At 67.4% G+C, this 15,722-nt stretch carries 13 protein-coding genes; 9 read left to right on the top strand and 4 right to left on the bottom strand.

Annotation, left to right across the window (positions count from 1 at the left end; all coding sequences use genetic code 11):
• Positions 1-67: 67 nt before the first annotated feature.
• The 4 genes from D7325_RS05115 to pobA form a co-directional block, all read right to left on the bottom strand.
• The gene (locus tag D7325_RS05115) at positions 68-742 is read right to left on the bottom strand and encodes a DUF2238 domain-containing protein (protein WP_120994452.1); all 675 of its coding nucleotides are present in this window, start codon (positions 740-742) and stop codon (positions 68-70) included.
• A gap of 81 nt (positions 743-823) precedes the next feature.
• A complete protein-coding gene (locus tag D7325_RS05110; protein ID WP_120994451.1) occupies positions 824-1,993 on the bottom strand; it encodes a trans-sulfuration enzyme family protein in 1,170 nt (389 codons plus the stop codon).
• A 63-nt stretch (positions 1,994-2,056) separates the two neighbouring features.
• Positions 2,057-2,392, bottom strand: coding sequence for a cupin domain-containing protein (locus D7325_RS05105; RefSeq protein ID WP_120994450.1), 336 nt, complete (start codon positions 2,390-2,392; stop codon positions 2,057-2,059).
• Positions 2,393-2,473: 81 nt separating this feature from the next.
• Entirely contained in the window at positions 2,474-3,658 is a 1,185-nt protein-coding gene (gene pobA, locus D7325_RS05100; RefSeq protein ID WP_120994449.1) for a 4-hydroxybenzoate 3-monooxygenase, read from the bottom strand.
• A gap of 137 nt (positions 3,659-3,795) precedes the next feature.
• Between pobA and D7325_RS05095 the strand changes: the two genes are divergently transcribed.
• The 9 genes from D7325_RS05095 (at position 3,796) to gmd (ending at position 15,722) form a co-directional block, all read left to right on the top strand.
• A complete protein-coding gene (locus D7325_RS05095) occupies positions 3,796-4,659 on the top strand; it encodes a helix-turn-helix domain-containing protein (RefSeq protein WP_120994448.1) in 864 nt (287 codons plus the stop codon).
• A 45-nt stretch (positions 4,660-4,704) separates the two neighbouring features.
• Positions 4,705-5,625, top strand: a complete 921-nt coding sequence (gene pcaQ / locus D7325_RS05090) for a pca operon transcription factor PcaQ (RefSeq protein WP_120994447.1) — start codon at positions 4,705-4,707, stop codon at positions 5,623-5,625.
• A gap of 941 nt (positions 5,626-6,566) precedes the next feature.
• Positions 6,567-7,724 (top strand): outer membrane beta-barrel protein, encoded by a 1,158-nt coding sequence (locus D7325_RS05085; RefSeq protein WP_120994446.1) that lies wholly within the window; start codon positions 6,567-6,569, stop codon positions 7,722-7,724.
• An 89-nt stretch (positions 7,725-7,813) separates the two neighbouring features.
• On the top strand, positions 7,814-8,350 hold the full coding sequence (locus D7325_RS05080; protein ID WP_120994445.1) for a polysaccharide biosynthesis/export family protein: 537 nt from the start codon (positions 7,814-7,816) through the stop codon (positions 8,348-8,350).
• Between the two features lies 1 nt (position 8,351).
• Complete coding sequence (locus tag D7325_RS05075) at positions 8,352-10,568, top strand: GumC family protein (protein ID WP_120994444.1); 2,217 nt, start codon at positions 8,352-8,354, stop codon at positions 10,566-10,568.
• A 78-nt stretch (positions 10,569-10,646) separates the two neighbouring features.
• Positions 10,647-11,993 carry a UDP-glucose dehydrogenase family protein gene (locus tag D7325_RS05070; RefSeq protein WP_120994443.1) on the top strand — a complete coding sequence of 449 codons (1,347 nt, stop codon included), beginning with the start codon at positions 10,647-10,649 and terminating at the stop codon, positions 11,991-11,993.
• Positions 11,994-12,006: 13 nt separating this feature from the next.
• Positions 12,007-13,392 (top strand): lipopolysaccharide biosynthesis protein, encoded by a 1,386-nt coding sequence (locus tag D7325_RS05065; protein WP_245962013.1) that lies wholly within the window; start codon positions 12,007-12,009, stop codon positions 13,390-13,392.
• Positions 13,389-14,546, top strand: coding sequence for a glycosyl transferase family 2 (locus D7325_RS05060; RefSeq protein ID WP_120994441.1), 1,158 nt, complete (start codon positions 13,389-13,391; stop codon positions 14,544-14,546). Before D7325_RS05065 ends, D7325_RS05060 begins: the two co-directional genes overlap by 4 nt.
• Before the next feature lie 51 nt (positions 14,547-14,597).
• Positions 14,598-15,722: a GDP-mannose 4,6-dehydratase gene (gmd, locus tag D7325_RS05055; RefSeq protein ID WP_120994440.1), complete on the top strand. Its 1,125-nt coding sequence runs from the start codon at positions 14,598-14,600 to the stop codon at positions 15,720-15,722.

Raw genomic sequence — 15,722 nt, 5'->3', positions numbered from 1 at the left:
CCTGTAACAGGGCTCGCGCCCCGGTGGTGAAGCGAAACCTTCCGCCAGGCCGTTGGGCCCGACGGCGTCAGCGCGCCGGCGACCGCTCCGGCGATGGCCGCTCCCTGGCCGGTGCCGGTGCGCGTTGCAGCAGCGCGGTCGCGCCCATCGCCAGCAGCGATCCCAGCGCGGCCAGTGCCATGTCCTTCTGCGCGTCCCATTCGTCGCTCTGCGCCGCCAGGAAGGCGCGGCCCAGTCCGCCATCGAGCGCTACGGCGCCCATCCATTCGATCAGCTCGTAGATCGCCGAGGTCGCCAGCACCAGGTTGATCGGCAGCAGATAGCTCCACAGGCCCGGACGCACGCCAAGCCGCATCTGGACCTCACGAAAAGGATAGGCCAGAAGCAAACCGTAGCCGAAGTGGACAAGGCGGTCGTACTGGTTGCGTTGCCAGCCCATCGCCTCGTTCAGGCTGTGGCCGGTCAGCGCCTGCCAGGCCGCGTCGTACGGGACCTTGGCATAGGTGTAGTGGGCGCCGATCTCATGCAGCACCAGGTAGACGACGATCAGGGTGGCGGCTGTCGGCGACGGACGGTAATGCCGCCGGGCGGCGAGCAGGGCGGCGGCGACGCCGAGCACCAGCAGGTTTTCCAGCGCCCAGTCGTGACGGTTGACCGGATCGATGGCCATCCAGAGCCAGAACACGGCGAATGCCGCGAGCAGGACGAGTCGGTAGCGTGCGTGCGAGGTATCGGGCTGCATCGTCGTTTCCCCAGGCCTGTGTCCTGGGTTAGGACAGCAAAACCGGCCGGGAGAGCCATGATGCCACCACGGCCGCCGCGATCAGCCGGCCAGGGCCTGCTCGAGGTCGGCGATCAGGTCGGCGGCATCTTCCAGCCCGACCGACAGCCGCAGCATGCCGTCGGTGATGCCGCGCCGCGTGCGCTCCTCGGCGCTGGTGTCGTGATGGGTGGTCAGCGCCGGCAGAGTCGCCAGGCTTTCGGCGCCGCCCAGGCTCGGTGCGTTGACGATCAGCCGCAGGCGGTCGAGCGTGGCAACGGCCGCGGCCCAGCCGCCGTCGATCTCCAGCGTGAGGATGCCGCCGAAGCCGCTCATCTGCCGCTTCGCCAGCGCATGGCCGGGGAACTCCGCGAGGCCGGGATAGAGCACGCGCCGCACGCGCGGATGCCGACGCATGGCCTCGGCGATCGCCTGGGCGTTCTCGTTGTGCTGGCGCACCCGCAGCGGCAGCGTGCGCAGGCTGCGCGCGAGCAGCGCGGCGGTGTCCGGCGCCGGCACCTGGCCGAGGCACTTGCGCCAGTCGTTGGCCGCCTCGAGCAGCGCGGCCGCGCCGACCAGTACGCCGGCGGTCAGGTCGCTGTGCCCGCCGAGGTACTTGGTGGCGCTGTGCAGCACGAGGTCGGCGCCCAGTTCCAGCGGACGCTGATTGACCGGGGTGGCGAAGGTGTTGTCGACCGCAAGCAGCGCGCCGTAGGCATGCGCCTGTTCGGCGATGGCGCGGATGTCCAGCAGGTGCAGCGTCGGGTTGGCCGGGGTCTCGAGGAAGACCAGGCGGCTGCCGGCCCGCAGGCAGGCGTCGAGGCGGTCCGGTTCATGGCCGAGCAGGCAATCGGCGCGCAGGCCCAGTTGCGGCAGGCGCTCGCCCAGCAGGTCGAGCGTGCCGCCGTAGGCATCGCCGATGCAGACGATGCCGTCGCGCCCGTGGGCGAAGAACAGCGAGGAGGCCGCCGCCATGCCGGAGGTGAACAGCAGCGCCCGTTCGCCGACCTCGAGGCTGGCGAGCTTGTCCTCGACGCTCTGGATGGTCGGGTTCAGGCCGTAGCGGGTGTAGAGGTTGCCCGGCACGCGCCCTTCGATCACGTCGAGCAGGCCCTGCGCGCTGTCGTGGCGAAAGGTGGTGGTGCGGTACAGCGGGGTGAACGGCGAGCCTTGCGGATCGGGCCGTTCACCGGCGTGAATGCAGCGGGTCGAGAACAGCGGATCGCGTGGCATCGGGGCTCCTCGGCGGTGCAGGTGGGCGGCGTCCGATCGTGGCCGGTGTCGGTCGCCGTCGCGTCAGACCTTTTCGGGCAGCAGCACGGTGACCAGCACCGAGGCGTCGGCCAGGCCCTTGAGCCCGTGCAGATCGCCTTCTCCGAGGTAGAGCAGTTCGCCGGCGGCGAGCACCTGGGTCCGGCCAGGGGAGGTGATCTCCACTTCGCCTTCGAGGCACTGGACGGTGATTTCGCCGGGCACCGCGTGCTCCTTGAAGACCTTGCCGGCCGGCAGCAACAGGCGGAACACCTGCAGGTGCTTCGAACGGATCAGCGTGGCGTTGACCGTCTCGTGGATGCGGGCGCCCAGCGGGCGGATGTCGACGATTTCGCCGGGTTCGGCGTGATGCAGGGCCATGGCTGTCTCCTGACGTGGCGGCTCCGATTCAAGGACTATAGCAACCGACCGCTCGCCGGCCACCGAGGCGCTGCGGTGCCGTCACTCGATGGCTTCGTAGGGCAGCCCGACGTAGTTTTCCGCCAGGGTGCGGCGCCCCGCCTCGGAGCCGAGCACGTAGTCCAGCTCGGCCCTGAGGATGCGCTCGTCGAACGGGTCGGTGTCGGGGAAGCGATGCAGCAGGCGGGTCATCCACCAGGAGAAGCGCTCGGCCTTCCAGATGCGGCGCAGGCAGATCGCCGAGTAACGGGCCAGCAGGTCGGTGCGGCCGTCGCGGTAGACCTGCAGCAGGATGCGGTAGAGCGTCGAGACATCGCTGGCCGCGAGGTTCAGGCCCTTGGCGCCGGTCGGCGGCACGATGTGCGCGGCGTCGCCGAGCAGGAACAGGCGCCCGTGCTGCATGGGTTCGACGACGAAGCTGCGCAGCGGCGCGATGCTTTTTTCCAGCGACGGGCCGGTCACCAGCTGCCCCGCGACCTCCTCCGGCAGGCGGCGCTTGAGTTCGTCCCAGAAGCGCTCGTCCGACCAGTCTTCCACCCGCTCGTCGAGCCCGACCTGCACGTAATAGCGCGACCGCGTCGGCGACCGCATGCTGCACAGCGCGAAGCCGCGCGGGTGGCTGGCGTAGATCAGCTCGGGATTGACCGGCGGCGTGTCGCTGAGCAGGCCCAGCCAGCCGAACGGGTAGACCCGCTCGAAGGTTTGCAGCACGCCCGCGGGAATGCTCTGCCGGCTGATGCCGTGGTAGCCGTCGCAGCCGGCGATGTAGTCGCAGCTCAGCTCGACCGGCTCGCCGTCGAGTGTGAAGCGCACCCGCGGACGGTCGCTGTCGAGGTCGTGCAGGCTCACGTCCGGCACCTCGTAGAAGGTGCGGGCGCCGCTGTCCCGGCGCGCCTGCATCAGGTCCCGCGTGACTTCGGTCTGCCCGTACACGGTGACGGTCCGCCCGCCCGTCAGACCGTGCAGGTCGAGCCGCTCGCGGCGGCCCTCGACCACCAGCTCGACGCCGTCGTGCACCTCGCCTTCGCGCATCATCCGCTCGCCGACCCCGGCTTCATGCAGCAGATCGACCATGCCCTGCTCGAGCACGCCGGCGCGGATGCGGCCCAGCACGTAGTCGGCGCTCTGGCGCTCGAGGATGACGTTGTCGATGCCGGCGCGTTGCAGCAATTGCCCGAGCAGCAGGCCGGCCGGGCCGGCGCCGATGATGGCGATGCAGGTGTTCATGGTGCCCTCTCGTTGTGATCTTGTCGGAGCGGGCTGTATTTTTGGCGGGCAGTTGCGCGCCGGTAAGGCATTTTCGGCGCGCTTGGCTGGACTTTTGGAAACTCCGTTCGATCAGCGAACACTCTTGGGAACAGGCCATGAACACAGCGCACGCCGTGCCGGTTTTCACCCTCTACGGCGATGGCCTGGGCTGGCCGACGCCGGACCTGCTGCACTGGGAGTCGATCGCGGCGCGCAGCCGCCGGCACGACTGGCACATCGCGCCGCATCGTCACGCCGATCTGGTGCAGCTGCTGTACCTGAGCGAAGGCTGGGCCGAGGTCGAGATCGAGGGCGCCAGCACCCGGCTGACCAGCGCCGCGGTGCAGGTGGTGCCGGCGTTGAGCATTCACGGCTTTCGCTTCTGCGAGCAGGTGCAGGGCCATGTCCTGACGCTGGCGGCGCCGCTGGTGGCCTCGCTCGCCGATCAGCTCGGCCCGTCGCTGCCGGTCTTCGACCGACCGGGCCTGCATCCGGCCGGCGCCGACAAGGCCTGGCTCGACCAGCTGTTCGCCATGTTCGCCCACGAGTACGCCAACCCGGCGCCTGCGCGGGACTTGCAGCTGCGCTCGCTCACCGGCCAGCTCGCGGTCTGGCTCGGGCGGCGGGTGCTGGCGCGTCGCGGAGAACGCCCGCTGGCGCGTGGCGACGCGCATTTCCAGGCGTTCACGCGGCTGGTCGAGGCGCATTTCCGCGAGCAAATGACCGTCGAGCAGTACGCCCACCGGCTGGGTATCACGCCCGCGCACCTCAATGGCCTGACCCGTCGCCTGGCCGGACAGTCGGCGCAGGCGCTGGTGCACCGGCGCGTACTGCTGGAGGCCCAGCGGCTGCTGATCTATTCAGCCCTGACGGTCGCCCAGATCGCCGAGGTGCTGGGATTTTCGGAACCGGCCTACTTCTCGCGCTTCTTCAAGCGACTGGCCGGGCAGACGCCGGGTGCGTTCCGCCGGCAGCGCTGAGCAGGGCGCGATTTTGCTAGGCTGGCCGCTCGCCAGGAGGACGCCGTGAACATCGACAACCGCATCAAGTACCGCCACTTGCTGTGCTTTCTGGAAGTGGCGCGGCAGGGCAGCCTGGCGCGTGCGGCCGAGGCCATGTCGATCAGCCAGCCGGCGGTGTCCAAGACGCTCAAGGAACTCGAAGCGCTGTTGCAGGCGAGCCTGTTCGAACGCGGCACGTGCGGCGTCTCGCTGACCGCGGCGGGACGGGCCTTCCTGCGGCATGCCGGCCCCAGCGTGCAGGCGCTGCGCGAGGGCGTGCGCAGCCTGCGCAGCGGCGAGCACGAGGGCGGCACGGTGCGTCTGGGCGTGCTGTCGACCGTGGAAAGCGGACTGTTGCCAGCCGTGGTGCGGCGCCTGCATGAGCAGCACGCAGCCCTGACCGTCGCGGTCGAGACGGGGCCGAGTGCCCATCTGCTCGGCCAGCTGCGTGTCGGCGAACTGGACCTGGTGGTCGGTCGCATGACCGAAAGTCCGCAGATCGAGGGGCTGGCCTTCGAGCATCTGTACAGCGAATCGATGACGCTGGTCGTGCGGCGGGACCACCCGCTGCTTGGCGCCGGGCCCGAGGCGCTCGGTGACTTCCCCGTGGTGGTGCCGCTGGCGGGCACGACCATCCGCCGCTATGCCGACAGCCTGTTCGTGCAGCATGGAATGACGCTGCCGCCCCGGCGCCTGGAGACGCTGTCGGTCGCGCTCAGCCGGCGCTACGTGCTGGACGGCGATGCCGTGTGGGTGGCGCCGCTCGATGCGGTGCGGCTCGACCTGGCGCAGGGCGAACTCTGCGAGCTGAACGTCGGGCTGCCGGAGCCGGGCGGCTCGGTCGGCATCTGCAGCAACCCGGCGCTGTCGCCGTCGCTCGCCAGCCAGTGGTGCCGCGACGCGCTGCGCGAGTGCGCCCACGCCTACCGCCAGCCGCTCGCCTGAGCGATTCCCGTCCGCTCGAGCCCCGCGCTTGCCGTCTGCCCGCGGCCCCTGTCCGATCGCGATTCCCGCGCCGGTAAACAGACGCATCCGGCGCACAGGGACGGTTTCTCGTCGTATTGATCAAAAAAACCGACTATCGGTGGAACTCGTGTTTTGGCCCTTGGTCAAGGTAAGGCCGGTAACTGCCGCTCACGGAGTACCGGTAATCGACGGCCAACAACTAGGGATGGTTATGACCGGTTTCACCCAACAGCACGATGTCGCTTGGTACCCCGTTCGACGCACACGGCGGCAGGACACCCGCCCGCACGAACAGTCGGCCAGGCAGGGATACGAGCGCTTCTGCCCGTCGCGTACGGCCAGGGGACTCAAGGCAGGGACAGTAATGCGCATCGAGCAGTCGGTGTCTTCGGGCTACCCGCTGGTCCAACTCGCGGTAGTCGGCAATGGGCCGGCCCTGCGATCGATTTGCGGGGGCGACCGAAGCGTCGGGGTCGCGAGTCGTCCACACGATTCACCCATCGGCACGCCCAGGCGGCGCGGCGTTTCAGCGCCCGCGCGTGGCGTGATCGTGCCCGATGAAAAGGTACGGCCAAGCAGCGGACCGGTCGCCAGGACGGACGGCATCGCCGTGCCCGTCGGCGGTCATGAGCGTGTCATGCGCCTGCTCAACATTCTCGACAGGGACCGCCGCTCACAGGCCGGCCCGGAGCGTGTCGGGGCGAACCGGCCAGGCGAGTGCAGACCGCACGCCTGAGCCGCTTTTAAACATCGAACTGCCCCTGGCACGGAAATCCGGCGGTTTCCGCTCGTGAGCTTGCCGTTGCGACAGGGCTTTTTAACAGGGAACGGATCCCGGGGACGTTCGGCGGCAGGTCTTCAGGCCCACGCCAGGTGCCCGGGGTGTCGCCACGGCAGGTAAGGACTTAGGAAATCACTCAATGCGAATAACAAAGTTCCTCACGACCACGCTCGTAATCGGTGCATCGACCAGCGCCTGGGCCGTCGACGATCCGGCCAGCATCAACCTCGCCGGCTTCGAGTTCACGCCGCAGCTCGCGGTGAGCGAAAGCTACGACGACAACTACCGGGGCATGAACGAGAACGCGCAATCGTCCTGGGTGACGGGCATCAGCCCGGAGTTCCTGCTTACCGCCGAAACCCGCAAGGCCGGCTACCAGCTGGGCTATTCGCTGGATCACGAGATTTTCCATTCCGACTCCGAAGCGACGAACACGGACCACCACCTGTTCCTCAAGAGCGTCATGGAGTTCACCGCGCGCCATCGCCTCGGCTGGAACCTCGAACACCACCGTGTCGAGGACACCTCCGACACCGAGACCATCACCGAGAACGACAAGTACAGCAGCACCATCGCTGGCGCCGCCTACCGCTTCGGTGCCGATCGCGCCCGCAACCAGCTCGAGTTCGGTACTCGCTTCGAGGCGCGCCGCTACCACAACAGCGGCACCATCAACGCCGACGAAGAGCGCGACAGCCTGATGGTCAACGGCATCTGGTACCACCGCCTGGGCGGCCGCACCCGCTCGCTGGTGGAGCTGCGTCAGACCGAGCACGACTACAAGCGCCGCGGCAGCACCCGCGATGCCACCGACACCGCCGTGCTGGTCGGCGCCTCGCTGGACGCCACCGCGAAGCTGTCGGGCAGTGTGCGCGTCGGTGCCGCGAAGAAGGATTTCGACAGCGACCTGCGCGATGACTACAGCAGCCCCATGTGGGAAGCGAACCTGACCTGGAAGCCGCGCACCTACTCGATCTTCACCCTCGATGCGCGCCGCGCCTTCGACGAAGGCGACGACGGCGCCGCGACCGTGGAGAACGTCTCGACCCAGCTGGGCTGGCGTCATGAGTGGACCTCGCGCATCGCCACCGAGCTCGACTATCGGCTCGCCGACAAGGAATACGAGGGGATCGGTCGCCAGGACGACCGCACCTCCTACGGTGCTGCCGTGGTCTATTCACCCGATCGCTGGATCGACGTGACCCTGGGCTATCGCTACACCGACAACGATTCGAACTTCGAGCAGGAGAGTTATGAGCGAAACGTCTACCTGCTCGGTTTCGAGATGAGCCTTTGAGCCATCGCAACGCCCCGACGACCGTTATCGGCGACTCCCGTGCACGGCGCAGCGAGCGCCGGTCGGAAGCCGCTACAGGAGAGCCAACCATGCGGATTCATGTGCTACGCCAATTCTTTCTCGTGCTGCTGCTGGGGCTTGCCGCCTTGCAGGCCAGCGCGAACGACCAGTACCAGCTCAGTTCCGGTGATGTCATCAAGATCAACGTGTACGGCGAGCCGGATCTCAGCTTCGACGAGATCCGCCTGAACGACGCGGGGACCTTCAGCTTCCCGTTCATCGGCGAGATCGACGCCAGCGGCAAGACCGCCGGCCAGGTGCGCCAGCTGATCACCAGCAAGTTGCAGGACGGCTACCTGGTCGATCCGCGCGTGTCGGTCAGCGTCGTCACCTACCGCTCGTTCTACATCAGCGGCGAAGTGAAGGAGCCGGGCGGCTACCCCTACCAGCCGGGCCTGACGCTCGATCGCGCCATTGCGCTCGCCGGCGGCCTGACCGAACGCGCCTCGACCAACCGCATCACCATCGTGCGCAACGAAGGCGGCAACCGCGTAAGCCAGGACGCCTCGCTGGAGACCAAGGTCCAGCCGGGCGACACCATTACCATCGACCAGGGATTCTTCTGACATGAACAGCTCAGTCCGCCCCGATCGCCAGTGGCACCGTCCGCTCGGCAACGAGAGTGACTTCATCGACCTGAAGAAAGCCTGGCGAGCGGTATGGGCGCGCAAGTGGATGATCCTCTTGCTGACGCTCGTGATCACCGCGCTGACCGCCTTCGCGCTGACCCGCATGACGCCGCTGTACAAGGGCGTGACCACGGTCGTCATCGAGACGGGCAGCGACCCGCTGATCGACTTCCAGCCGAACCAGGGCAACCGCGCAGCGCAGGCCAACGAATACCTCGAAACGCAAATCGGGCTGATGCAGAGCCGCGGCGTGGCGGAGATGGTCGTGCGTGACCTCAATCTCACCGAGCATCCGGATTTTGATCCGCGCCAGCAGCCTGAGCCACTGATCGACGTCAGCGGCATGCTGCAGGCCGTGCGCGGCTTCTTCGGCGGCGAGACCGATAGCCGCTCCGGCCCGCTGACCGATGCCGACGTGCTCGATCTGACCACCCAGGCGCTGATGGACCGCACCAGCGTGTGGCTGGAAGGCAAGAGCCACCTGGCGCGCATTTCCGTCGAAATGGCCGACCCGGTACTCGCCGCCCGGGCCGCCAACGCCATCGCCGAAAACTACGTCGAGCGCCAGCTCGAGGCGAAGATCGACAGCTCCCAGGAAGCGGCCGGCTGGATGCGCACCCGCCTGGAAGAACTGCGCGCGTCGCTGGAGGAGTCCGAGGAGCGCCTGCAGGCCTACCTCGACGCCGAAGGCCTGGTGGACCTCGACGGCGTGGCGACCATCAGCGCCAATGAGCTGTCGCTCACCGGCGACCGCATGATCGACGCCCAGCGCCAGCGTGCCGAGGCCGAGAGCCAGTACCGTCAGGTCCAGGCGATGCGCAACCAGGGCTGGGAGCGCATGGCGAGCGTGCCGGCCGTTCTGTCCAACCCGCTGGTTCAGCAGTTCAAGGCCGAGCAGGCGCATGCCCGTGCCAAGGTCGAGGAGCTGTCGCGGCGCTATGGCGAGAAGCACCCGGCGATGCACTCGGCGCAATCCGACCTGGCCGCCGCGTCCGCCAGCCTGCGCCATCAGGTCGAGCAGGTCGTCGCCGGTATCGAGCGCAACTACCAGCTGGCGGTCGCCAACGAGAACGCGCTGCGGTCCTCGTTCGACGCCAACAAGGAGCGCATCCAGAACATCTCGCGCAAGGAGTTCGGCTACCGCGACCTGCAACGCGAGGTCGACACCAACCGGGCGCTCTACGAAACCTTCATGACGCGCCTGCGCGAAACCACCGCGACGTCCGACCTGGACGCCAACAACGCCCGGATCGTCGACCGCGCCATCCCGGCCGTCGAGCCGAGCGCGCCGAACAAGAAGCTGTTCCTGGTCGTCGCCGTGGTGCTGTCGCTGGCGCTGGGCATCGCCCTGGCCATCGCGCTGGACATGTTCAACACCACCATCCGCAGCGCCGACGAAGCTGAAAGCAAGCTCAACCTGCCGGTGCTGGGCATCGTCCCGCTGGTGCCGAAGAAGCTGCAGAAGCACGTTGCGCACCTGTTCCAGCAGGACGAGGAGCGCCGCTTCTGCGAGGCGATTCGCACCATCCGCACCAACATCATGCTCAACGACCTGGGCGCGTCGCGTCAGCTGATCGTCATCACCTCGTCGGCCCCCGGCGAAGGCAAGAGCACGGTCGCCGCCAACATGGCGTTCGCGATGGGTCAGTTGCAGAAGGTGCTGCTGATCGACGCCGACATGCGTCGCGCCACCCTGGCCAAGAACTTCAACTTCGCGCCCGGCACGCCGGGGCTGGCGGACCTGATGGCCGGCAGCGCGCACCTGCACGAGTGCATCCAGAAGGTCGGCAACGTGGACATGCTGTCCGCCGGCTCGGTGCCCGGCAACCCGCTGGAACTGTTGGCCTCCTCGCGCTTCGCCAAGCTGCTGGAGTCGGTCAAGGGTCATTACGACCGCGTGATCATCGACTCGCCGCCGAGCCTGGCGGTCAGCGACGCGACCCTGCTGGCGACGCTCGCCGACTCGGTGATCTACGTCGTCAAGTCCGAAAGCACCTCGGTACGCCAGGCGCACAAGGGCATCGCCCACCTCTCCCAGGGCGGCGCCTCGATCATGGGCGTGGTGCTGAACCAGGTCGACGTGAAGAAGGCCCGCAAGCACGACGAATACAGCGGCTACTACGACCACTACGGCTACAGCGAACAGACCGCCTGAGCCGGCGTCAGCACCATTGGCCGTCCGGTCCGCAACTGACCGGGCGGCGACAGGATTCGAAACTCGAGAGGAAGCGCCATGAACATCACTGTCGTTGGCACCGGATACGTAGGGCTCGTCACGGGCGCCTGCATCGCGGAGATGGGTAACACCGTCTGCTGCGTCGACGTCGATCCGGCCAAGATCGCCAACCTGGAAAAGGGCATCCTGCCGATCTACGAGCCGGGCCTGGACACCATCGTGCGTGACAACCACAGCTCCGGCCGCCTGCGGTTCACCACCCGGCTGAGCGATGCGCTCGGCGACACCGACGTGGTGTTCATCGCGGTCGGCACGCCGCCGGGCGAAGACGGCTCGGCGGATCTGCGCTACGTGCTGGAAGTGGCCCGCCAGATCGGCAGCCTGCTGGAACGGCCGACCATCGTGGTCAACAAATCCACCGTGCCGGTCGGCACTGGCGACCTGGTGACCCAGGCGATCGCCGAGCAGCTGGCCGAGCGCGGCGTCGAGATCGCCTTCTCGGTGGTCTCCAATCCCGAGTTCCTCAAGGAAGGCGCCGCGGTCGACGACTTCATGCACCCGGATCGCATCGTCATCGGCACCGATGACCCGCACGCACGCCAGGTGATGAGCGAGCTGTACGCGCCGTTCATCCGCAACCACCCGCGGACGCTGTTCATGGGCGTGCGCGATGCCGAAATGACCAAGTACGCCGCCAACGCCATGCTGGCCACGAAGATCTCCTTCATGAACGAGATCGCCGGCCTGTGCGAGCGGCTGGACGTGGACGTGGAGAACGTTCGCCTGGGCATCGGCTCGGACGAGCGCATCGGCTTCCACTTCATCTATGCCGGCTGCGGCTATGGCGGCTCCTGCTTCCCGAAGGACGTCAAGGCGCTGATCAGCATCGCCCACCAGACCGACTTCGAGCCGAAGGTGCTGCAGGCCGTCGAGGCCCGCAACGAGCAGCAGAAGCACTCGCTGTTCAACAAGATCGCCACCCACTTCGACGGCGACCTCAAGGACCGCACCTTCGCCGTCTGGGGGCTGGCGTTCAAGCCGGGCACCGATGACATGCGCGAAGCCTCCAGCGTGGTGCTGATCAACAGCCTGATCAATGCGGGCGCGCGGGTCCGTGCCTTCGACCCGGTGGCGAGCGAAACCGCCCGCCGCGAATTCCCGGCGCGCTGGTTCGACGAAGGGCGCCTGGATATCGTCGAAGGGCAGTACGAGGCCGCCATCGATGCCGATGCGCTGGTGCTGGTCACCGAGTGGAAGCCCTTCCGCCACCCCGACTTCAAGGCCCTCAAGCGCCTCCTGAAGACTCCGCTGATCGTCGACGGCCGCAACCAGTACGACCCGGTGCAGATCCGCCGCGAGGGCTTCAGCTACTACGGAATCGGGCGCAAGCCGATCGCCGCCTGAGGAGTCGTCTGTAGTGAGCGCGATCGAACACCAGGGCAGTCGACCGACGTCCGTCTCCCGGACGGGGCTGATGGCCGTCTTCGGTGATGCACGGCGCAGTCGGCTGCTGCGCAACATCCTCACCCTGATGTCCGGCACCGCGGCCGCGCAGGCGGTGACGATGGCGTTCATGCCGGTCATCACGCGGCTGTTCGGGCCGGAGGCCTATGGCGTGCTGGGGACCTTCCTCAGCCTCCAGATGATCCTCATCCCGGTGGCCGCGCTGACCTACCCGATGGCGATCGTGCTGCCGCGGCACGACCGCGAGGCACAAGGCCTGGCGCGGTTGTCGCTGGGCGTCGCGGCGCTGGTCGCCGTGCTGGTGGCGGTGCTGCTGGCGCTGTTCGGCGACGCGGCGGCCGAGGCGCTGAACATCGCGGTGGTCGCGCCGTACCTGCTGTTGCTGCCGCTGGTGATGTTCGCCGGCGCCGCGCTGGAGGTCGCGCAGCAGTGGCTGTTCCGCCTGCAGCGCTTCAAGGTCACGGCCAAGGTGGCGGTCGCCCATGCCGCGCTGTTCAACGGCCTGCGCGTGATCGCAGGACTCATTCATCCGTCGGCCGCGGTGCTGGTCACCACCACCGCTGGCGGCCCGGCGATGCAGACGCTGATGCTCGCGCTCGGCATCCGTCGCGGCGCGCACGCCAGGCCGACCGCCGAAGGCGAAACCGTGCAGGACGGTAGCCTCGCGCTGGCCCGGCGCTTCGCCGATTTTCCGCTCTACCGCGCGCCGACCATGCTCATCAACACCTGCTCGCAGCACATGCCGACGCTGGTGCTGGCGGCCTTCTTCGGGCCGGTCGCGGCGGGCTTCTTCGCCCTGTGCAAGCAGGTGCTGAGCGTGCCGACCAACCTGATCGGCAAGTCGGTGACCGACGTCTACTACCCACGCATGACCCAGGCCATCCACGCCGGCGAGCCGATCGCTCGCATGCTCGCCAAGGCTACCGCCAGCCTGGCGCTGCTCGGGCTGGTGCCCTTCGGGCTGGTATTCCTCGCCGGGCCGACGCTGTTCGCCTGGGTGTTCGGCAGCGAATGGCAGGTGGCGGGCGAGTTCGCGCGCTGGCTGGCGCTGGCCGAGTACAGCATTTTCCTCACCCGGCCTTCGACCGTGGTGGTGCCGGCGCTCGGTTTGCAGCGCGGCTTCCTGTTCTTCGAGTTGGCGAGCACGGCCTTGCGGATCGGCGCGCTGATGGTCGGCGCCATGCTGATCGGCGACGCGACCGCCACCGTGCAGGCCTTTGCCGCCGCCAGCGTCGTCATCTACCTCTCGCTGATGGGCCTCGTGCTGATGCTGGCGCTGCGCTGGCATCGCCGCCGGGGTACCGCCGGCACCGTAACCACCGATGGGACCTCGCTATGACCGAGACACTTCCGACGCTCGTCGTCATCGGCTACAACCGGCCCAGGAGCCTGTCCCGGCTGTTGCGCTCGCTGAGCAAGGCCGAGTATCCGCAGGGCAACGTGCGGCTGGTGATCAGCCTCGACAAGTCCGACACCCTGGAGCCGGCCGAGGTCGCCCGCGCCTTCGACTGGCCGCATGGCGAGAAGATCGTGCTGGCGCGCGAGACGCGCATGGGCCTGCGCGCGCACGTGCTGAGCTGCGGCGACATGACCGAGCAATACGGCGACGTGATCGTGCTGGAAGACGACCTGTTCGTCTCGCCGTACTTCTACCGCTACGCCTGCGAATCGCTGCGCTACTACGCCGAGGACGACAGCGTCGCCGGCATCAGCCTGTACAGCCATCAGTTCAACCAGACCGCCAACCTGCCGTTCACGCCGGTCGACAACGGCAACGCCGACGTCTATTTCATGCAGTTGGCGGCCTCCTGGGGCCAGGCCTGGTCGCAGCGGCAGTGGCGTGGCTTTCGCCAGTGGCTCGAGGCGCACGGCACCGACATCTCGGACGTGGACGGCATCCCCGGCGACATCCGCAGCTGGCCGGAATCCTCGTGGCTCAAGCTGCATAACGCCTACATCATTTCCCACGGGCTGTACTTCGTGTACCCGTACCGCTCGCTGACCACCAACTTCGGCGATCCGGGGCAGCATTTTCACATCGCCTCGTCGCGCTTCCAGGTGCCGATCCAGCAGCAGCCGATGGACTATGGCTTCGCCCGGCTGGCCGACAGCCTCGCCGTCTACGACGCCTTCTGCGAGCTGGCGCCGGCGAGCATCAAGCGGCTCAACGGCCGCCTGGCCGACCTCGATTTCACGGTGAACCTCTATGGCTGCAAGCCCTGCGAGCGCGGCTTGCAGCTCACCCGCACCGAGCATCGCGGCGTGCACAACTTCAGCCTGTCGATGAAGCCGATGGAGCTGAGCGTGCTGCACGACATCGAGGGCGAGGGCATCGCCCTGATCGACACCGCGCAACTGGCCAGCGCACCGCGCGCCCGGCGCACCGAGTACGACCTGTACCGGTTCTTCTACAAGTTTCCCTCGTTCCAGGTCATCGCCTTCGGCGTGATGGAGCGGTTGCAGATGCTGCTCAAGAGCGTGCGCGCGGGCTGACCGCGAACGACTGGGCGACCGATCAAAGACTCAAACAGGCAGGGCAAGAAGATGGAAAGAAAGAAGGCACTCATCACCGGCATCACGGGCCAGGACGGCTCCTACCTGGCCGAGCTGCTTCTCGAGAAGGGCTACGAGGTTCATGGCATCAAGCGCCGCGCCTCGCTGTTCAATACCCAGCGGGTCGATCACATCTACCAGGACCCGCACGCCAAGGACAAGAATTTCGTCCTGCACTACGGTGACCTGTCCGACTCGTCGAACCTGACCCGCATCATCCAGGAAGTGCAGCCCGACGAGGTCTACAACCTCGGCGCCCAGTCGCACGTCGCCGTGAGCTTCGAAGCGCCGGAATACACCGCCGATGTCGATGCCATGGGCACGCTGCGCATCCTCGAGGCGATCCGCCTGCTGGGCCTGGAAAAGAAGACGCGCTTTTACCAGGCCTCCACCTCCGAGCTGTATGGCCTGGTGCAGGAGATCCCGCAGAAGGAAACCACCCCCTTCTACCCGCGCTCGCCCTACGCCGTGGCCAAGCTCTACGCCTACTGGATCACCGTCAACTACCGCGAGGCGTACGGCATGTACGCCTGCAACGGCATCCTCTTCAACCACGAGTCGCCGCGCCGTGGCGAAACCTTCGTGACCCGCAAGATCACCCGCGGCATGGCCAACATCGCCCAGGGTCTGGAGTCGTGCCTGTACATGGGCAACCTCGACTCGCTGCGTGACTGGGGCCACGCCAAGGACTACGTGCGCATGCAGTGGATGATGCTGCAGCAGGACCACCCGGAAGACTTCGTCATCGCCACCGGCGTGCAGTACTCGGTGCGCGAGTTCATCACCTGGTCGGCTGCCGAGCTGGGCATCACCCTGCGCTTCGAAGGCGAGGGCGTCGGCGAGAAGGCCTATGTCGAACGCATCGAAGGCGACATGGCGCCTGCCCTGAAAGTGGGCGACGTGGTCGTCTGCGTCGACCCGCGCTACTTCCGTCCCGCCGAAGTCGACACCCTGCTCGGCGACCCGACCAAGGCCAAGGACAAGCTCGGCTGGGTGCCGGAAGTCACCGCCCAGGAGATGTGCGCCGAGATGGTCCGCGAAGACCTCAAGGTCGCCCAGCGCCATGCCCTGCTCAAGGAGCACGGGCACGACGTACTGGTCTCGCTGGAGAACTGA

The organism is Stutzerimonas urumqiensis (assembly GCF_003640395.1).
Lineage (GTDB): Bacteria > Pseudomonadota > Gammaproteobacteria > Pseudomonadales > Pseudomonadaceae > Stutzerimonas > Stutzerimonas urumqiensis.
This window is presented reverse-complemented; position numbering and strand designations above follow the sequence as displayed.